Here is a 19,519-nt window from a genome sequence, read left to right as displayed (position 1 = left end):
CTCTGACCTGCTGGACGATCATCCTTGTTTTGTTCACATATATTATATAATAATCATTCTAAAAAGTTATTTGTAATTATTTTATTTTGACAGTATGGAGTGATCTGTTATAATGAGAATGTTAGCGGCAAGGGAGGGACTTTTGGTATGGAAAGCAGAATTGATAGAATAAAAAAACAGTTGCATTCATCCAGTTATAAGCTTACTCCACAGCGTGAGGCTACTGTAAGTGTACTGCTGGAACATGAAGAGGATCATTTAAGTGCGGAAGATGTCTACCTCCTTGTAAAAGAGAAGTCGCCTGAAATTGGTTTAGCAACTGTATATAGAACACTTGAACTACTAACAGAATTAAAAATAGTGGACAAAATTAACTTTGGTGATGGCGTATCCAGATATGATTTGCGTCAAGAAGGAGCTGCGCATTTCCATCACCATTTAGTATGCATAGAATGTGGTGCAGTTGATGAAATTCAAGAGGATCTGCTTGAAGATGTAGAAGAAGTGGTCGAAAGACGCTGGAACTTTAAAATCAAAGATCATCGTTTAACATTTCATGGTATTTGCTATCGCTGTCAGGATAAGGACAGTGAAGATGAAACAAAAACAGAAGAATAATTCTAAAACCTTTTCTTCCTAAAGAAAGGGTTTTTTTATTGATTTTTTATTGTATCTCCCATTCTTCAATTCGTGAGGAACTTTTCTAAAATATATGAATGGAATTCCTTCCTTAGGTATATTTCTTGTCCAATTTGGCATATCTTTTACTAATATGCAACAGGGTTGGAGGATTTATATATGAGATCGGGATTAAAAATGATTTTTCAGACAACAAAAGTATTTGTGCTGTTTACAGGCTGCACAATTCTTTTCTATTACGGAATAATGTGGTTAAATGAAGAATATCAGGACTATCATCGCTATGATGAGCCCGATGGAGCGGCTGTTAAAGTTTCCGCAAGCGGAGAAAATCATGACAGCAATTTCTTGGATAGGTTATTTCTTTTCTATCTAAATGGGGAGTAATGAAAGAATGGAAGATCAGTTAAAGGACTTTGTGCACTATTTGACAGTGGAAAAGGGTCTTGCAGAAAATACGATTGTATCATATAAAAGAGACTTAAAGTTTTATATTCGCTTCTTAAAAGAAAGTGAAAATATGACTTCTTGGCATGATGTGCAGCGTGCACAAATTATCCAGTTTTTAGGTTCGCTGAAAAAAGAAGGAAAATCTTCTAAAACATTAGCACGGCATATTGCCTCGATTCGGGCATTTCATCAATTTTTGTTGCGTGAAAGAGCAGTGGAGCATGATCCGTCCGTTCATATTGAATCGCCGCAGCAGGAAAAGTCTCTGCCAAAGGTATTAAATATGGCAGATGTTGAAACACTTTTGGATTCGCCGAAAACAAACAACCATTATGGGCTGCGTGATAAGGCAATGCTGGAGCTTTTATATGCAACCGGAATCCGTGTCAGTGAATTAATTAATCTTAATCAGGAAGATGTTCATTTAACGATGGGATTTGTCAGATGTATCGGAAAAGGGAATAAAGAAAGAATTATTCCGCTCGGGCGTACTGCAGCTAAAGCACTTGATGACTATCTGCAAAAGGGAAGACCCGTCTTCCAATCCAAAAAGCATCGCGACGATGCCTTATTTTTAAATCATCATGGCAGGAGGCTGTCTAGACAAGGATTCTGGAAGATCTTAAAGGGATTGGCGCAAGAAGCCGGAATTCAGAAAGAGTTAACTCCTCATACACTAAGGCATTCGTTTGCAACCCACCTGTTAGAAAATGGAGCAGACCTTAGAGCAGTTCAGGAAATGCTTGGCCATGCGGACATATCTACAACGCAAATTTATACACATGTAACCAAAACAAGGCTAAAGGACGTATATAGCCAATTTCATCCAAGAGCTTAATAAAAGATTTACAAAGCTGCCCTGAAAAAAAGGCAGCTTTTTCTTGTTTTTTTATGATTATTCGTTACAATAGAGATGTCAGACTTCTGACGTATGTATATGTGTATTTCAAGCTGAAAAGGGTAATATAAGCAATAAAGATATACATTAATAGAATGGATTTTGTAAGGGTATTCAATTTTATAGGAGGAACATTAATGACAAATCATACATATAAAAGAATTTTTCTCGTTGTAATGGACTCAGTTGGTATTGGGGAAGCTCCTGATGCAGAGAGATTTGGCGATAAAGGTTCTGACACATTAGGCCATATTGCTGAAAAGATGGACGGCTTGAAGATGCCAAACATGGGGAAATTAGGACTGAGCAATATTCGTGAGATCCAAGGAATTCAGAAAGCGGAAAAACCGCTTGCTTATTATACGAAAATGCAAGAGGCATCCAATGGAAAAGACACGATGACAGGACACTGGGAGATTATGGGATTAAATATCCAAACACCTTTTAAAGTGTTTCCAGATGGTTTTCCGCCCGAACTTATTGCTGAACTGGAAGACCGCACAGGCAGAAAAGTGATCGGAAACAAACCGGCAAGCGGAACAGAAATACTGGATGAACTTGGCGAAGAGCATATGAAAACAGGCGCACTTATTGTCTATACTTCAGCAGACTCTGTTCTGCAGATTGCAGCACATGAAGAGATTATCCCTATTGAAGAACAATACAATATCTGTGAAATGGCAAGAGAATTAACATTAGATGAAAAGTATATGGTTGGACGTGTAATTGCACGCCCATTTATCGGTGAGCCTGGTGCATTTAAACGTACATCCAACCGTCATGATTATGCACTAAAGCCATTTGACCGAACAGTTATGAATGAGCTAAAAGACGGTGGATATGATGTCATTGCCATTGGAAAAATCTCAGATATTTATGATGGCGAAGGTGTTACTGAATCATTAAGAACCGTTTCCAACATGGATGGAATGGATAAGCTTGTTCAAACATTGGACATGGATTTTACAGGACTAAGCTTTTTAAACCTTGTCGATTTTGATGCACTATTTGGACATAGAAGAGATCCAATTGGCTATGGAGAAGCTTTAGAGGAATATGATGCCCGTTTAGATGAAGTATTTGCGAAGCTGAATGAGGATGACCTTCTAATTGTAACAGCTGACCATGGAAATGACCCTGTGCATTATGGTACAGATCATACAAGAGAATATGTGCCATTGCTTGTCTACTCAAAAGGGATGACAGAAGGAAAAGAATTGGCGATAAGAGAAACATTTGCCGACATTGGTGCAACTATTGCGGAAAATTTCAATGTGAAACTTCCGGCATTCGGGAAAAGCTTCCTGCAGGATTTAAAATAAAGAGTTTATTGAAGAACTGGCAGTTAAATGGAGGAGAGTTATTCCTCACAGGAGATTTTAAATCAAGAACCGAAGGAGATTAAATCATGGATGTAAACAAAATTGTAAACGCAGCCTCATTTTTAAAAGAAAAATACTCGAAGGTCCCTAAAATCGGATTAATTTTAGGCTCTGGTTTAGGAGTATTAGCAGACGAAATTATTGAACCAGTAAAAATCCCTTATAACGAAATTCCAGATTTTCCTGTATCAACGGTAGAAGGTCATGCAGGACAGCTTGTTTTCGGCGATCTAAATGGTGTGGATGTCGTTGCCATGCAAGGACGTTTTCATTATTATGAAGGCTATTCTTTTGATAAAGTAACATTTCCTGTGCGCGTGATGAAGGAGCTTGGAGTTGAGATCCTCATTGTTACAAATGCTGCTGGCGGTGTTAACGAATCCTTTACACCAGGCGATTTGATGCTGATTTCAGATCATATTAATAATATGGGAAGCAACCCGCTAATCGGACCGAATGATTCGAAGCTTGGCGTCAGGTTCCCTGATATGTCAGAAGCCTATGCAAAAGATCTTCGTAAAGCAGCAAAAGAGATTGCACAGCAGCTGAACATCAATGTAAAAGAAGGAGTTTACGTCGGCAATACTGGCCCTACATATGAAACACCTGCAGAGGTTAGATTGCTTCGGGTATTAGGCGGAGATGCAGTTGGTATGTCAACAGTACCAGAGGTTATTGTTGCTCGCCATGCCGGATTAAAGGTCCTTGGCATTTCCTGCATCAGCAACATGGCAGCTGGGATCTTAGATCAGCCGCTTAACCATGAAGAAGTAATTGAAACAACAGAAAAAGTGAAAAAGGATTTCCTTCAATATGTAAAAGCTTTAGTTAAAAATATGGCGTAAGCAAAGAAGGTTAAATTGCGTTATAGACAGACCTTGCAGAGGCGCTTGCACTTTAAGAATAGAAGGGCGGATTCCACAATGAGAATGGTTGACATAATTGAAAAAAAGCGTGACGGGATTGAATTAACAAAAGAAGAAATTCAGTTCTTTGTAAATGGGTACACAGATGGATCAATTCCAGATTATCAAGTGAGTGCTTTAACAATGGCGATTTTCTTCAAAGGAATGACAGAAAACGAACGTGCTGACTTAACGATGGCTATGGTTGAATCCGGGGATCAAATTGATCTGAAGAAAATTGAAGGCATTAAAGTAGATAAGCACTCCACAGGCGGTGTGGGTGATACAACGACACTTGTTTTAGGACCGCTTGTAGCGGCAGTTGGGGTGCCTGTTGCAAAAATGTCCGGGCGCGGATTAGGGCATACGGGCGGCACCATTGATAAATTGGAAGCTGTTGAAGGCTTTCATGTGGAAATTGAAAATGAAGAATTTATAAAGCTTGTGAATGAAAATAAAATTGCTGTAATCGGCCAAAGCGGAAACTTAACGCCTGCAGATAAAAAACTGTATGCATTGCGCGACGTTACGGCTACAGTGGATAGCATTCCGCTTATTGCCAGCAGCATTATGAGCAAAAAAATTGCCGCAGGTGCTGATGCGATCGTACTTGATGTAAAAACGGGCGCAGGTGCTTTTATGAAAACGCTGGAGGATTCCAAAGAATTAGCGAGCGCAATGGTTCGCATCGGAAACAATGTGGGCCGCAACACAATGGCTGTTATTTCAGACATGAGCCAGCCTCTTGGTTTTGCCATCGGAAATGCGCTTGAAGTGAAAGAAGCGATTGATACGCTAAAAGGGGAAGGTCCTGAGGATTTAACAGAGCTATGCCTAACACTTGGCAGCCATATGGTTGTTTTGGCGAAAAAAGCTGCATCTGCAGAGGAAGCACGTGAAAAGCTGCAGCAGGTGATTAATGACGGCAGTGCACTTGAAACCTTTAAAACATTCTTAAGCTCTCAAGGAGGAGATGCGACTGTTGTGGATCAGCCAGAGAAATTGCCTCAGGCAAAATATCAATTTGAACTTGAAGCAAAAGAAAATGGCTATGTGTCAGAAATTGTGGCTGATGAAATTGGAACAGCTGCCATGCTTCTAGGAGCAGGACGTGCAACAAAAGAATCAACCATCGACCTTGCAGTTGGATTAATGCTGCGTAAAAAAATTGGAGACGAAGTGAAAAAAGGAGATTCACTCGTAACCATCTATAGCAATTTTGAAGATGTCAGCGAAGTAAAAGAAAAATTATATACTAATATCGTGCTGACAAGCGAAAAAGTAAATGCACCAGTCTTAATTCATGGTGAAATCACGAATTGAAAATAAATTACTATATACGAAAGAGCTGCCGATATATATGGCAGCTTTTTTCATTTAATTATACCTTCGATACTATGGAATCTGGCTACTGGGCAAAGTGGACAGATCTTGGGTAATTAAAGTTTGCGGGAGAATAGGACTGGTTATACCGGTATATGGAAGTTGAGGCGTGTTTCTGCTGTAATCACGACAGGATAATCCAATAACTGGGTAACGGGGGTGTGTTTCGGAGCTAAACGCGACAGTGAAATCCTATATATGGAAAAAGGTGTCGTGTTTCTGGTCTAATCACGACATAATAATCCAATAACTGGATAATAGAGGTGTGTTTCGGAGCTAAACGCGACAGTAAAATCCTATATATGGAAAAAGGTGTCGTGTTTCTGGTCTAATCACGACAGAGTAATCCAATAACTGGATAATGGAGGTGTGTTTCGGAGCTAAACGCGACAGTAAAATCCTATATATGGAAAAAGGTGTCGTGTTTCTGGTCTAATCACGACAGAGTAATCCAATAACTGGATAATGGAGGTGTGTTTCATCCCTTAAGGTAACCCCCAATCCTATTATCTAAACTTAGAATCATTATCCCAGCTCTTACATAGTAAGTCCCCCTCTAAATTTAGAAACTCTAGTTTTAATCCTTCACCTAAACCTCTAATGCCGTTAATCACAGCCGCTCTCCTGCTATCTTAGTCTCGTTTGCCCCTTTATAGTCTATGTCTTTTCCTGTCAAGGTTTCTCATAACTGCTCTTCCACTTAATGAATATTTTCAACGAATGGTATAGATTTTCATCAAATGGAAATGATGGTAGCAAACGATACGTTCATCAGTCTATGCTGGTGTCATTATTTGGAGGGGTTTATATGATGAAGAAAATTGTCTCATTAATGATGCTTTCTTTTTTTATGCTTACAAGCTTCTTACCTTCAGCATTCGCTGAAGAGCAGAAAGCAGAGTTAGCTGAGGGAGCTAAATCAGCCATTTTGATAGAAAGAGATACAGGAACGATTTTATACGAAAACAATAGTAAAGAACAGCTGCCGCCAGCCAGCATGACAAAAGTGATGACAATGCTTCTGATTATGGAAGCAATTGATGAAGGCAAGCTTACATGGGATGAGAAGATTCGTACGAGTGAATATGCAGCCTCTATGGGAGGATCGCAGATTTTTCTTGAGCCTGGTGAAGAAATGACAACAAAGGAAATGCTTAAAGGCATTGCAATCGGATCTGGGAATGATGCATCCGTGGCAATGGCAGAGAGGCTTGCCGGTTCTGAGGATGAATTTGTTGAGATGATGAACAGTAAGGCAAAGGAGCTTGGTTTAAAAAATACATTCTTTAAAAATCCAACAGGTTTGCCGGAAGAGGGTCATTACAGTACAGCACATGATATGTCAGTAATGGCAAAAGAGCTGCTGAAATATGAAGATATAACAAGTTTTACGGGAACGTACGAATCCTACTTGCGTGAAGGTACAGATAAAAAATTCTGGCTTGTTAATACCAATAAACTTGTTCGTTTTTATCCTGGAGTTGATGGGTTAAAAACAGGGTTTACGAATGAAGCAAAATATTGTTTAACGGCAACCGCGGAAGTAGATGGAATGCGTGTGATTGCGGTAGTATTTGGAGCTCCAACTTCTAAGGACCGCAACGCGCAAGTAACGAAAATGCTCGATTATGCTTTTAGTCAATATAAGACACATTCAGTGTTTGAAAGAGATCATACATTAGGCAAGGTGAAGGTTAGCAAAGGCGAGCACAAATTTGTTGATGCAGTGACGAGTGAACCTATTTCTCTGTTAACAAAAAAGGGAGAAAGTATTGATAATGTTAAGCAGAAGATAGAGCTGTCTGAAGACATTAAGGCTCCGGTGAAAAAAGGAGATGAAGTCGGCAAGATCATTTTTGAAAAGGATGGCAAACCGATTGTAGAAAGCAAACTTGTCGCCAAAGAGGATAGTGCTGATGCAAGCTGGTGGACACTATTTAAACGGTCTATGGGTATGTTCACAAAATCTGGTGAATAAAGAAGGCAGGAATATGTCGAAGTGTTTCAAGCTTCCTTCTAATTTTGGCGAAAGCACACTAGTTTTGTCTTCTTGAAGGATATCGGAAGTGTAATATAGAAATTGACTCACTAAAGGCGGATAAAGGAGCCTGCTTCAATTTAAAGCACTCTGCATCCGAATGCTGCTGCGGTTTCATTTAGCGGCTTCATACCACATAAGGAGGCTATGAATAGTGAGTCTTAACATTAACCTGGAAGTGAAAAATGAAATTTTATGCATTCGATTAAGCGGGGAGCTTGATCACCATTCAGCAGACGAATTGCGTGAGCAAGCAACAGCCGCAATTGAGGAATTTCATATCCGTCATATCATTCTTAACCTTGAACATCTCTCATTTATGGATAGTTCGGGGCTGGGAGTCATACTTGGAAGATACAAACAAATAAAACAAGTACACGGAGAAATGGTTGTTTGTGCCATCTCCCCCGCTGTGCAAAGATTATTCGATATGTCCGGTTTATTCAAAATCATTCGTTTGGAACCGACAGAAGAATTTGCGCTGCAAAGATTGGGGGTTGCCTAAACATGAAAAATGAAATGCACATTCAATTCAGCGCTTTAAGCCAGAACGAGTCTTTTGCTCGTGTAACGGTGGCTGCTTTTATTGCTCAGCTTGATCCAACGATGGATGAGCTTACTGAAATTAAAACAGTTGTATCAGAAGCCGTTACGAATTCTATTATTCATGGCTACGAGAATGACCCGAAAGGTCTTGTGTACATTTCTGTCACGATAGAAGATGGATTGGTTGATCTATCGATTAGAGATGAAGGATTAGGCATTACCGATGTCGATGAAGCGAGACAGCCGCTTTATACGACAAAGCCAGAGCTTGAACGTTCTGGCATGGGCTTTACCATTATGGAGAATTTCATGGATGAAATAGCGGTTGTATCACACCCAGGGGAAGGCACAGAAATCCGCTTAAAAAAGCATTTATCAAATAGTAAAATGCTATGTAATTAAGGGAGTCTTGCTATGGATGTGGAAGTAAAATCAGGTAAGGGCCAAACGTATTTAAAGGATCATGAGGTCAAGGAACTAATTCAGCAAAGCCAGAGCGGTGATCAGAGTGCCCGGGATACAATTGTTCAAAAGAATATGAGGCTCGTCTGGTCTGTCGTGCAGCGTTTCTTAAATCGGGGCTATGAACCTGATGATTTATTCCAAATCGGGTGCATTGGATTGCTTAAGTCTGTAGATAAATTTGATTTGAGTTATGATGTAAAGTTCTCTACTTATGCTGTTCCAATGATTATTGGGGAGATTCAGCGTTTTATTCGTGATGATGGGACCGTTAAAGTAAGTCGATCCTTGAAGGAACTCGGAAATAAAATCAGAAAAGCGAAAGACGAACTATCGAAAACATTAGGACGAATCCCAACCGTATCGGAAATTTCAGAGTACCTGGATATTCCGTCTGAGGATGTCATTCTCGCACAGGAAGCAAGCCGGATTCCATCGTCTATTCATGAAACGGTTTATGAAAATGATGGAGATCCAATCACGCTGCTTGACCAAATAGATGATGGCAATGAGGGCAAATGGTTCGATAAGATTGCTTTAAAGGAAGCGATTAGAGAACTGGATGAACGTGAAAGGTTGATTGTGTATCTTCGTTATTATAAGGATCAAACTCAATCAGAAGTAGCCGAAAGACTCGGAATATCCCAAGTTCAAGTCTCCAGGCTGGAAAAGAAAATATTGCAGCAGATGAAGGACCGTATGGATTTATAAATCCATACGGTTTTTTTATTTTAACTCACAAAACTGTTTGGCGGATAAATGGCCTATTATTACGGATATATTAAAATTAACAGCGGATATTTTCCATCTAAGGCGAATATCACAAAGCCAGACTCAAAATTTATTGAAAATACACTTTGGCTTCATTTGAAAATATAGTTTTTAGAATATGCTCAATAGCCATATACCAAAAGTGACTTCTTAGCAAAAGCAGATTTCTCCCTCACAGAGCACACTAGCGAAAAACAGTCCCCGCTAAAATTCATTCAATATTCTTCAGAAAAATTCATGCAAAATACCTCATGGAAATTCATGAAATTATTGCCTTTCATGAAGATAATACTCACAACTCATACTATATGTAAGGAAATCACTACCGTGGGAAGTGAAAAGAATGGAACACACAGTGTATATTCGTTTGCGCCATCGGCTCCAAGTCAGGCCGAATACGGTGATTCACTTAGAGGACATCGCGCAGATCATTGCGGATGAAGAGTTATTTTCCGTATTGCGCAGATTAAAAATGCATCAGGTCATTAAAGAAGATAATAACATCATTATTATCGACATCATGAAGGTCATCAAACTAATAAAAAAACAATTTCAGATGCTTGAAATTCAAACAATTGGCCCTTCACAGGTGATTGTAGAAGTGGCCAGGAAAAAAAGAAAAACGTCCATGTCGTTATTTGTTTTAGTATGGCTCCTATTATTCTTTGGAGCTGCCTTAACGATCATGAATTTTCATGAGGATGTAAGTATGAGAGAAGTTCATCTGAAGATTTTCACCATCATTACTGGAATTGAAGACGAAAAGCCGCTCGTATTTCAAGTGCCGTATTCAATTGGCCTTGGAGCCGGGATGATTATCTTTTTTAATCATTTATTCAAGAAGCGTCTCAATGAGGAGCCAAGCCCGCTTGAAGTAGAGATGTTTAATTATCAGCTTGATTTGGATAACTATGTGGCTATGAATGAAAACAAGGAGAGCATGAAAAACATTGATGACGATTAAGATCATCGCGGTGATCTTTTTAGGAATTGCAAGCGGCTTGGCTGTAGGAGCAGGATTTGTGGCTTTTCTGACAGTGCTGGGAATCATACCTCGCCTGACACAGCTCACTAAAACAATGAAAATGATTCGTTACTATGAATGGTCCGTCGTATTAGGGGTTATTGCGGGTTCGGCTGCGACTCTTTGGGATATTGCTTTTGCTTTTCCGCCATGGTTATTAATCCCTCTCGGTGCATCATCAGGCATCTTTGTAGGCATGCTTGCTGCAGCTTTAACAGAGGTTCTGAACGTACTGCCTATTTTAGCTAAAAGAATTGGCATTGATGGCCAGATTGTTATTCTTTTGATGGCCCTTGTTTTCGGCAAAATAGCCGGCAGCCTCTATCAATGGTTTTATTTTATAGGAAAGTAGCAAAAAGATTGATGACAAAAGGAAGGATCGATTTTGGATATGAGTGAAAAGCGAAATGTCATTCTCATAACAGATGGAGATGTATACGCCCGTAAGGCGGTTGAACTTGCTGCACATGAAATTGGCTGCAGGTGTATAACTTCTTCTCAAGGAAATCCCTCTGTATTGAGCGGTCCTCAAATTGTAAAGCTCATTCATAAGGCAAAGTGTGATCCTGTGCTTGTCATGTTTGATGATAGCGGGTTTGTTGGTGAGGGGGCAGGTGAACATGCAATGAAATACGTGGCGAATCATGAAAGCATACAGGTATTAGGAGCCATTGCGGTTGCCTCTAAAACAAGGCATGAAGAATGGACACATGTTGATGTCTGTATTGATCGCTTTGGAGAACTTACACACTATGGTGTAGATAAATATGGCATTCCAGAGATGGAGGAAGGCAGAATCACAGGAGATACGGTATATTGCTTGGATGAATTGGATCTGCCAATTGTCGTTGGCATTGGAGATATAGGAAAGATGGGGAAAATGGATCACTTTAAAGTTGGTTCACCTATTACCATTAAAGCCATCAAGCTAATACTGGAAAGGAGCGGAAAATATGACAGCAGCAAAGAAGGATGAAATGAAACCCATCCCTATATCGGTAAATGAAATTGAAACTTATATGAAAAATAGAGTTGGGCTAGGTGAGAGTTTTGATCTGGGAGTTCGAAAATTAAAAGTTCTGCGCAAAGATGTTCATTTTTACTACGTTAATGGATTGACAGACACCCAATTTATCATTGAGATTGTTGAAGAGTTAGTGGCTATAAATGACCATGAGAAACTTTCAACCAAATTGTTCAGTGTCATTGAAAACCGCCTTGTTCATCAATCTGTGGATAAGATTAAGACGCTTGATGAACTTGTTGATCAGGTTCTTTCCGGATTAATTGTCGTTGTCATGGAAGGAGAAGACACAGCTTTAGTCGTTGATGTCAGAAGTTATCCTGGCCGCACACCGCAAGAACCAGACACAGAGAAAGTGGTGCGCGGTTCAAGGGATGGTTATGTAGAAAATATAATTATCAATACAGCATTAACGAGAAGAAGGATTCGAGACGAACGGCTTCGTTTTGAAATGCTTAAAGTAGGTGAACGCTCCAAAACGGATGTAGCCATTGGCTATATAAAAGATGTTGCGGATCAGGAGCTAGTTGATATTATTAGAAAAGAAATTGAAGCGATTGACATTGACGGGATTACAATGGCAGATAAAACCATTGAAGAATTCTTATTAAAGCAAGGATATAACCCGTTTCCGCTGGTTCGATATACAGAGCGTGCAGATGTATCAGCAACACATCTTCTGGAAGGGCATGTTGTCGTTTTTGTTGATACATCCCCAAGTGTCATTATTACACCAACAACATACTTTCACCATCTGCAGCATGCAGAGGAGTATAGACAGTCTCCAGCAGTTGGTACGTTTGTAAGATGGATTCGATTTTTAGGACTACTATCATCCCTTTTTTTATTGCCGCTTTGGTTCTTATTTGTATTAGAACCTTCACTATTGCCTGAAGCTATAGCTTTTATAGGACCAAACGAGAAAACAAATATTCCAGTCATCATTCAGCTCTTTATCGCAGATGTCGGAATTGAGTTTTTAAGAATTGCAGCCATTCATACGCCAACCCCTTTATCGACAGCAATGGGTTTAATAGCAGCTGTTTTAATCGGTCAGATTGCGATAGATGTTGGGTTATTTGTACCGGAAGTCATTCTTTATGTTGCTTTTGCAGCAATTGGCACATTTGCAACACCGAGTTATGAGCTAAGCATTGCCAATAAGTTAATCAGGCTTGGAATTTTGATTCTGGTTGCGATTTTCCATACCCCTGGATTAATAATAGGATCAACGGTCTTTATTATTTGGCTGGCGAGCATAAAATCTTTAAATGTTCCTTATTTATGGCCGTTTATACCATTTAACCCTGGTGCGTTTGTTCATATCCTTATTCGAAGAGCTGTTCCAGGTTCTAAGATCAGACCAAGTATTGTACATGCGAAAAATCGTTATAAGCAGCCTGTTAAATAGTGTGCCACCCATGCTCCGTTGCGGGATTGATTGAATTGTGTTAAAGTATTTTCAACTGAATAAAGCGTTAAAGGATACAGAATATTTTATTATGCTTATAAAAGAGTTCAACACCAGCGCTTAGTTTTCGCGTCAGTCATAAATGGATCTTTTCTAGAAAAAACAACCACGTTGCCATTTATGGTTGGATGGACTGAGCAGGTGCGTGCGCTTTTCTTTTGGGGGTATTGGGTGAATGTATTTTAATGGCACAGCACAGGTAAATGAAAAAGGGCATTTGCAAATTGGCGGAGTTGATACACTTGACTTAGTAAGTCAATTTGGAACGCCGCTTTATGTATATGATGTTGCATTAATCAGAGAACGGGCAAGAGGCTTTAAGGAAACGTTTGACAAGCTTGGCGTAAAAGCACAAGTCGCCTATGCAAGTAAAGCCTTTTCTACGATTGCGATGGTTCAGCTTGTAGAAGAAGAGGGATTATCACTTGATGTCGTTTCAGCAGGTGAACTATATACAGCTTTGGCTGCTGATTTTCCAGTGGAACGCATTCACTTCCATGGCAATAATAAGAGCCGTGAAGAGCTGGAAATGGCTCTGGATAAAGGAATCGGCTGTATTGTTGTTGATAACCTATATGAACTTCAATTATTAGAGCGTGTATGCGGAGAAAAAAATCAAAAGGCTAATATTTTATTGCGCGTTACGCCTGGGATTGAAGCACATACACACGATTATATTTTAACTGGCCAGGAAGATTCTAAGTTTGGCTTTGATCTGCAGAATGGACAAGCAGAAGCTGCTTTGCAGAATGCATTAAATTCTCAAGCGTTTGAAGTGCTTGGCATCCATTGTCATATCGGGTCACAGATTTTTGAAACAACCGGATTTATTTTAGCTGCCCAGAAAATCTTTGAAAAACTAAATGATTGGAAACAGCGTTTATCGTTTGAACCTGCTGTTTTAAATCTAGGCGGCGGATTTGGCATTCGTTATACGAATGAGGATGAGCCGATTGCTGCGTCACAATATGTGGAAGACATCATTACAGAAGTGAAAAATCTTGCGCAGCACTATGACATGAAAATGCCCGAAATTTGGATTGAACCTGGCCGCTCTCTTGTTGGAGATGCAGGGACAACTCTTTATAAAATTGGATCACGTAAAGAAGTGCCAGATGTAAGGAAGTATTTGGCGGTTGATGGAGGTATGAGCGATAACATCAGACCAGCTCTTTATCAGGCGAAGTATGAAGCAGTTTTGGCAGGAAGACCTCTGGAAAAGGCAAATGAGGTAGTTTCAATTGCCGGGAAATGCTGTGAATCCGGAGATATGCTCATTTGGGATTTACCTTTGCCTGAAAGTGATGACAATGATGTTCTTGCCGTTTTTTGTACAGGAGCTTATGGCTATTCAATGGCCAATAATTATAATCGTCTGCCTCGCCCGCCAGTTGTCTTTGTGGAAAACGGTGAAGCTCAGCTAGTCGTTCGCCGTGAAACATTAGATGACTTAATCCGTTTAGATTTATCCATACAAACGAAAATAAAGAATTAATTTTGTCTATAGTATGAAATGGGTCACATGAAACAAAAAATTAACAAAAGCTGCCATAACAGGCGGCTTTTGTTAATTTTTGTGAGACTTCAATTGTCTGGCTAAAAAGCACATGGAAAAATCAGAGCAGATGGTGTACAATGAATCATAGTTTCCATTCACTACAGATTTGCAGGAGTATGGTGTATATGAAAAAAAGCAATTGGATCCTTTTTACCGTCATTCTGATGTTTGGTCTGCTCTGGGGTTTATATTATTGGTTTTTTATCGTTCTTGGCTAAAAGTGCCATACTAAAGAACAATAGCACATAAGAAACATACAGACTATCTTACATATAATGATGCAAACAGTTTATAAAGCTGTTCAGATGGGGAAAATAGAATAATGGGTTTCATTCTGATACTTTAAATTTAATTTCTCCACTTGACTGATCAAGCCCGACTTTAAACAAATTTAATGAGGGATAATTATGTTAATTCGATATAAAAAAACATTTGAAAAGATTGCAATGGGCCTTTTATCTTTTATGCCTAATGAAAAAGATTTAAAAAAATTGCAGCAAACGATGAAGTTATATGAAACAGAGCGGCATATGCAGCTTTTTTTGTGGAAAGAAGAAGAGGATATTATTGGGCTTGTTGGTGTATCCTTTACTGAAGATACAATGGAACTGCTTCATGTATCTGTTAATCCATCACATAGGCAGCAGGGAATCGGAAAAGCAATGATCAAAGCTCTGCAGGACATGTATCCAGAGAAGATTATGACACCAGCTGAAGAAACGGAAGCTTTTTTGCATAGATGCCAAACGAATGAAACAGGAAAAGGCAGTGTATAATCACTGCCTTTTCTATGTTCATTTCTTTAAAATGTATCCACCAATTTCATCTATGACCGTTGCATAAACGAGCGGAGGTTTATCTTTTATTCTGTAAAGCGGCATCTCTTTCCGCAATTACTTCACTGCGATCTCTTCTTGAATGACGGTGAATTAAATCCAGATTTGTTAAATCACTTGCACAGCACCACGCTAATCCTAATGAAGTACACTCCTCTATCGCTCTCTGTATAAGAACAGGATCCTTAATAGGCATATTATAGCTTTCATACGGCTGTCTATTTTCAATCTCTGTATACTTCTTCTGTAAATCTGCAATAAAAACATTCGTTTGCAGACCAAGGTCAGTTAATTTTTCTCTCTTATTATAAAAAATATCAAGAGCTTTTTTTAATGTCCGCTCTGCGCCGTGATAGTTTAAACGGCGATGATGATAACAGGAAACGGCAAATAAAATGAAGCCGACCCAAATAGAGTTTTTATGGTAATCCTCTGTTTGTTTCCAGTATTCCTCTAAGATTTCATGACATTCAAAATAATCACGGTCTCCGTGAAAGTGAACGATAAATTTTATATATTCGAGTGGGTACATGTCATCACTCCTTCATAAATCATGACGTGTAATTTAAAACAGATTCGCTTTATTTGAATTATTTTATCATAAAAAGACAAATACATACCTAATTTTAGCATTGGATAACCGCAATGAATCCTATATACTTATATAGAAAATCTGTTTGTGACTGGGTACTGCTGTCAAAACGGTAAAGACATATCTGTTCATACCAAAGATATTAAAATACCCATTAGGACAATCATATGGCATAATGGATATTCATGCATAATAATTCTCTATTTGATTCTTGAAGAAATTTTGGTGGTACGAATGATGCAATATAATGTTAAGATAGATGCTTTTGAAGGTCCATTGGACTTGCTGCTGCACTTAATCAATCGATTGGAAATTGATATTTATGATATTCCAGTGTCAAAGATAACGGAACAATATTTACTATACATCCACACGATGAAGGAGCTGCAGCTTGATGTGGCAAGTGAATATTTAGTAATGGCTGCGACACTTCTGGCAATTAAGAGCAAAATGCTCTTGCCTAAACATGAAGAAGATGAGCTTGAGGATGAGTACGGACTGGAAATGGAAGATGATCCCCGGGATGAACTTGTTGAAAGATTAATAGAATATAAGAAGTATAAAGAAGCTGCCGAAGAGTTAAAAGAGATGGAACAGGAAAGAGGCATGATTTACACCAAGCCTCCGAGTGACCTAGCGTTATATGCGGAAAGCGAGCAGAATGATTTACAAGATCTAAACGTTTCTTTATATGACATGCTGGGAGCCTTTCAGAAGCTATTACGCAGAAAAAAACTGCAAAAGCCGCTCTCAACAAAGATTACCCGTCAGGAAATACCCATTGAAACAAGAATGGAAGAAATCATTTCATTTATTAAAAATTCTCGCGGCCGTACAACCTTCTACAGCTTATTCCCAAAAGAGGACAAAGAGCATCTTGTTGTTACCTTTTTAGCAGTATTAGAGCTAATGAAAAGGCAGGAGATTGCTGTAAGTCAAGCGGGGAATTTTTCTGAAATCTTTATAGAAGCAACGGAAGGAGAAGCAGTAAATGGAATTAATTAATTGGAAAGGCATCTTAGAAAGTCTTCTTTTTGCTGCAGGGGATGAAGGTTTATCGATTAAGCAAATTATGAACGTTCTTGAGATTGATGAATTGCAGGCAATTGAAACCGTTGAAAAGCTTAAGCAGGAATATGATGAGCAAACTTCAAGAGGTATTATGCTTGTTGAAATGGCAGGAACATATCAGCTCGCTACCAAAAAGGAGAATGCCGTATACTTAAAAAAACTGGTCGAATCTCCTTCAACCGCATCCCTCTCGCAGGCTGCTTTAGAAACATTAGCCATCATTGCTTATAAGCAGCCCATTACTAGAGCTGAGATAGAAGAAATCCGAGGAGTTAAGACAGAGCGCCCCCTGCAGACACTAACCTCTAAAGTGCTGATTAAAGAAGTAGGCAGAGCAGAAGGAACAGGACGTGCCTATTTGTATGGCACTACAAAAGAATTCCTGGATTATTTTGGCCTCAATCACATTGATGAGCTGCCTCAGCTGCCAGATGACGTTGAGGATGAATCATTGTTGGACGAAGCTGATTTATTTTTTGAAAAATTCCAGGAAACGATTGATAATTGACTTTTCTGAAACATTTAAAGCTTGTTTGTGGTAAAATTAAATAGGAAGTACGATCCTTCAGATCGAGATTGGGAGGGACCATCCTATTTAGTAAAATGTATAAAAGGACGAGCAGAAAAATCGTCAAGCGTGAAAATGCTCAGGACAATTACATGTCCGAAATTGGAAATTTGTCATAAGCTAATATAAAAAGTGTGCTGTTTGATCATTTGGAGGTGTAAGTATTGGGAAATGCCATTGTAAAGACGCAAATGGAGGATGTTAAAAATTTCCTAGGTAATACTGTATCTGTATTTGAAGATTTCCTGAACGAAACAACTGTTTCAGGGTTATTATCTGAAGAGCAAGGCAACAAGGATTATTATAAACAGGTTCTTTCTAATATTAGAAAGCTGCTCGTTTATTGTGAAGAAGGCTTAGATGCTTGTAATATCATTATTTTAGGTGAACCCTTCCAGAAGGGAGCTGCAGAAAAGACGCTTTATCGCATTTATCATCAATGTGTAGAAGAATTTTTCTCTCCTAAAAATGATACTTGGTTCGAGAACAGCCGATCTGCTTACACTGGAAAAAATTCAATCCGTTTTCATGAACCAGTGCCGCATAGTGTGCAAAACCTTTTCAAAGGACTTGAATCTGATTTTCAGCATATTAGAGAAGAACTAGAATACTATGAGACGGATTATAGAACAAAAATGATCCAATCAAGATAAATCCCGAATATAATCAAGACAATCAGCCGAAACACTCATATAAAGTTGTTTTGGCTTTTTTTCTGCCCAAAAATGTATGACCAAAATAAAGAATGGTGGTGCAGTGGATGAAAGTCAGAAAGAGAAAATCGCTTGTGTTTGTATGGGCGATGATAGGCGCTATTTTTGGAATTATAGCTTATCAAAATGGATGGCTAGGTTAATAGTCAGTTCTTTTGCTCATCAGAACATTTTCTCATTCTAGCGGCCAAGCAATCTTTCATACGATTGTAGGAGGTCATTGAAAAGAAAGGAAGGTTAGATGAGCAAGATGAATGAATATGTGCAGGATGTTTTTAAATGGAATGATGAAATGAAGAAATTTCTGGAATCTGAAAATGTGGATCGCAATAATGAGCTATGGCAAAAGCTGGACAGTTTTACTGAAGTTATGAACAGAATGAATCAGCCATTAAATGCGCAAGAAATCAACGGTATTCATGAACAGGTAGAGGGCTTGCAGGAGGATATGGAAAATTATTTTCGGGAGCGTTCAAGCTTAGGGAATATATTCTCAACTCAAGAGCCCTTTATTTCTGCAGGCAAACATGTCCTGCCTCCGCTGCCATATGCATATAACAGCCTAGAGCCCTATATCTCAGAAGAAATTATGAGATTGCATCATGATAAGCATCATCAATCTTATGTAGATGGCTTGAACAAAGCAGAAAAAGAATTAGAGAAGGCTAGAACAAAAAATGACTTTTCACTAATAAAGCATTGGTCTAGAGAGCTGGCCTTTCATGGATCTGGTCATTATTTGCATACGATATTCTGGAATAACATGTCTCCTAGTGGCGGAGGAAAGCCTGCTGGCTCACTCTTAAAAGAAATAGAAAAATACTTTGGCAGTTTTGATCAATTTAAAAAGCAATTCTCTGAAGCAGCAAAACAGGTAGAAGGCGTAGGCTGGGCGATCCTAGTGTGGTCACCGAGGTCCCGTCATTTAGAAATCCTTCAATCCGAGAGACATATGATTTTAACTCAATGGGACACAATTCCTTTGCTCGCCTTAGATGTTTGGGAACATGCTTATTATTTACAGTACAAAAATAAGAAAGCAGACTATGTAGATCAATGGTGGAATGTAGTCAACTGGAAAGACGTTGAAGACCGATACTTAAAAGCTTCTGAACTAAAGTGGAAGCCATATTAATAACAAAACGATGAAGCACAAGGAATGCAAACTGCAAATTCCTTGTGCTTTTT

Annotated in this window: 21 protein-coding genes; 20 read left to right on the top strand and 1 reads right to left on the bottom strand. The window is 39.0% G+C overall.

What is annotated here, in order from left to right; genetic code table 11:
- Nucleotides 1-147 precede the first annotated feature (147 nt).
- The 16 genes from fur (at nucleotide 148) to F7732_RS06530 (ending at nucleotide 15,327) form a co-directional block, all read left to right on the top strand.
- Nucleotides 148-618: a ferric iron uptake transcriptional regulator gene (gene fur, locus F7732_RS06605; protein WP_151573142.1), complete on the top strand. Its 471-nt coding sequence runs from the start codon at nucleotides 148-150 to the stop codon at nucleotides 616-618.
- A 180-nt stretch (nucleotides 619-798) separates the two neighbouring features.
- Nucleotides 799-1,026 (top strand): YqzK family protein, encoded by a 228-nt coding sequence (locus tag F7732_RS06600; RefSeq protein WP_066443968.1) that lies wholly within the window; start codon nucleotides 799-801, stop codon nucleotides 1,024-1,026.
- 7 nt (nucleotides 1,027-1,033) lie between these two features.
- Nucleotides 1,034-1,927, top strand: a complete 894-nt coding sequence (gene xerD / locus F7732_RS06595; RefSeq protein ID WP_151573141.1) for a site-specific tyrosine recombinase XerD — start codon at nucleotides 1,034-1,036, stop codon at nucleotides 1,925-1,927.
- Between the two features lie 197 nt (nucleotides 1,928-2,124).
- Nucleotides 2,125-3,309 carry a phosphopentomutase gene (gene deoB, locus F7732_RS06590; RefSeq protein WP_151573140.1) on the top strand — a complete coding sequence of 395 codons (1,185 nt, stop codon included), beginning with the start codon at nucleotides 2,125-2,127 and terminating at the stop codon, nucleotides 3,307-3,309.
- Nucleotides 3,310-3,395: 86 nt separating this feature from the next.
- On the top strand, nucleotides 3,396-4,214 hold the full coding sequence (locus F7732_RS06585; RefSeq protein WP_066443976.1) for a purine-nucleoside phosphorylase: 819 nt from the start codon (nucleotides 3,396-3,398) through the stop codon (nucleotides 4,212-4,214).
- Nucleotides 4,215-4,292: 78 nt separating this feature from the next.
- Complete coding sequence (locus F7732_RS06580; protein ID WP_151573139.1) at nucleotides 4,293-5,597, top strand: pyrimidine-nucleoside phosphorylase; 1,305 nt, start codon at nucleotides 4,293-4,295, stop codon at nucleotides 5,595-5,597.
- Between the two features lie 871 nt (nucleotides 5,598-6,468).
- Entirely contained in the window at nucleotides 6,469-7,635 is a 1,167-nt protein-coding gene (locus F7732_RS06575) for a D-alanyl-D-alanine carboxypeptidase family protein (RefSeq protein WP_151573674.1), read from the top strand.
- A gap of 214 nt (nucleotides 7,636-7,849) precedes the next feature.
- Nucleotides 7,850-8,200 carry an anti-sigma F factor antagonist gene (gene spoIIAA, locus F7732_RS06570; RefSeq protein ID WP_151573138.1) on the top strand — a complete coding sequence of 117 codons (351 nt, stop codon included), beginning with the start codon at nucleotides 7,850-7,852 and terminating at the stop codon, nucleotides 8,198-8,200.
- A gap of 2 nt (nucleotides 8,201-8,202) precedes the next feature.
- Nucleotides 8,203-8,643 (top strand): anti-sigma F factor, encoded by a 441-nt coding sequence (gene spoIIAB / locus F7732_RS06565; RefSeq protein WP_151573137.1) that lies wholly within the window; start codon nucleotides 8,203-8,205, stop codon nucleotides 8,641-8,643.
- Nucleotides 8,644-8,655: 12 nt separating this feature from the next.
- Nucleotides 8,656-9,414 (top strand): RNA polymerase sporulation sigma factor SigF, encoded by a 759-nt coding sequence (sigF, locus tag F7732_RS06560; protein WP_066443987.1) that lies wholly within the window; start codon nucleotides 8,656-8,658, stop codon nucleotides 9,412-9,414.
- 403 nt (nucleotides 9,415-9,817) lie between these two features.
- Nucleotides 9,818-10,438, top strand: coding sequence for a stage V sporulation protein AA (locus F7732_RS06555; RefSeq protein ID WP_151573136.1), 621 nt, complete (start codon nucleotides 9,818-9,820; stop codon nucleotides 10,436-10,438).
- Nucleotides 10,428-10,850, top strand: coding sequence for a stage V sporulation protein AB (locus F7732_RS06550; protein WP_066443990.1), 423 nt, complete (start codon nucleotides 10,428-10,430; stop codon nucleotides 10,848-10,850). The genes F7732_RS06555 and F7732_RS06550 overlap by 11 nt, the downstream gene beginning before the upstream one ends.
- Before the next feature lie 39 nt (nucleotides 10,851-10,889).
- Entirely contained in the window at nucleotides 10,890-11,474 is a 585-nt protein-coding gene (gene spoVAEA / locus F7732_RS06545) for a stage V sporulation protein SpoVABEA (RefSeq protein ID WP_151573673.1), read from the top strand.
- On the top strand, nucleotides 11,452-12,933 hold the full coding sequence (locus F7732_RS06540; RefSeq protein WP_151573135.1) for a spore germination protein: 1,482 nt from the start codon (nucleotides 11,452-11,454) through the stop codon (nucleotides 12,931-12,933). The genes spoVAEA and F7732_RS06540 overlap by 23 nt, the downstream gene beginning before the upstream one ends.
- 235 nt (nucleotides 12,934-13,168) lie before the next feature.
- Nucleotides 13,169-14,488: a diaminopimelate decarboxylase gene (lysA, locus tag F7732_RS06535; protein WP_151573134.1), complete on the top strand. Its 1,320-nt coding sequence runs from the start codon at nucleotides 13,169-13,171 to the stop codon at nucleotides 14,486-14,488.
- Nucleotides 14,489-14,958: 470 nt separating this feature from the next.
- Nucleotides 14,959-15,327, top strand: coding sequence for a GNAT family N-acetyltransferase (locus F7732_RS06530; protein ID WP_151573133.1), 369 nt, complete (start codon nucleotides 14,959-14,961; stop codon nucleotides 15,325-15,327).
- Between the two features lie 79 nt (nucleotides 15,328-15,406).
- Here the strand turns inward: F7732_RS06530 and F7732_RS06525 are convergent, their stop codons facing one another.
- Entirely contained in the window at nucleotides 15,407-15,919 is a 513-nt protein-coding gene (locus F7732_RS06525) for a DUF309 domain-containing protein (RefSeq protein ID WP_151573132.1), read from the bottom strand.
- A gap of 297 nt (nucleotides 15,920-16,216) precedes the next feature.
- Here F7732_RS06525 and F7732_RS06520 point away from each other — a divergent pair, with 297 nt between their 5' ends.
- The 4 genes from F7732_RS06520 to F7732_RS06505 all read left to right on the top strand — a co-directional run bounded on the left by F7732_RS06520 (nucleotide 16,217) and on the right by F7732_RS06505 (nucleotide 19,466).
- Nucleotides 16,217-16,984 (top strand): segregation/condensation protein A, encoded by a 768-nt coding sequence (locus F7732_RS06520; RefSeq protein WP_151573672.1) that lies wholly within the window; start codon nucleotides 16,217-16,219, stop codon nucleotides 16,982-16,984.
- A complete protein-coding gene (scpB, locus tag F7732_RS06515; RefSeq protein ID WP_066444006.1) occupies nucleotides 16,971-17,558 on the top strand; it encodes an SMC-Scp complex subunit ScpB in 588 nt (195 codons plus the stop codon). The genes F7732_RS06520 and scpB overlap by 14 nt, the downstream gene beginning before the upstream one ends.
- Before the next feature lie 224 nt (nucleotides 17,559-17,782).
- Nucleotides 17,783-18,271, top strand: coding sequence for a YpuI family protein (locus F7732_RS06510; protein WP_151573131.1), 489 nt, complete (start codon nucleotides 17,783-17,785; stop codon nucleotides 18,269-18,271).
- A gap of 301 nt (nucleotides 18,272-18,572) precedes the next feature.
- Nucleotides 18,573-19,466, top strand: coding sequence for a superoxide dismutase (locus F7732_RS06505; RefSeq protein WP_151573130.1), 894 nt, complete (start codon nucleotides 18,573-18,575; stop codon nucleotides 19,464-19,466).
- Nucleotides 19,467-19,519: the final 53 nt, after the last annotated feature.

Origin of the sequence: Bacillus mesophilum (assembly GCF_008923265.1) — a bacterium.
Lineage (GTDB): Bacteria > Bacillota > Bacilli > Bacillales > Cytobacillaceae > Cytobacillus > Cytobacillus mesophilum.
This window is presented reverse-complemented; position numbering and strand designations above follow the sequence as displayed.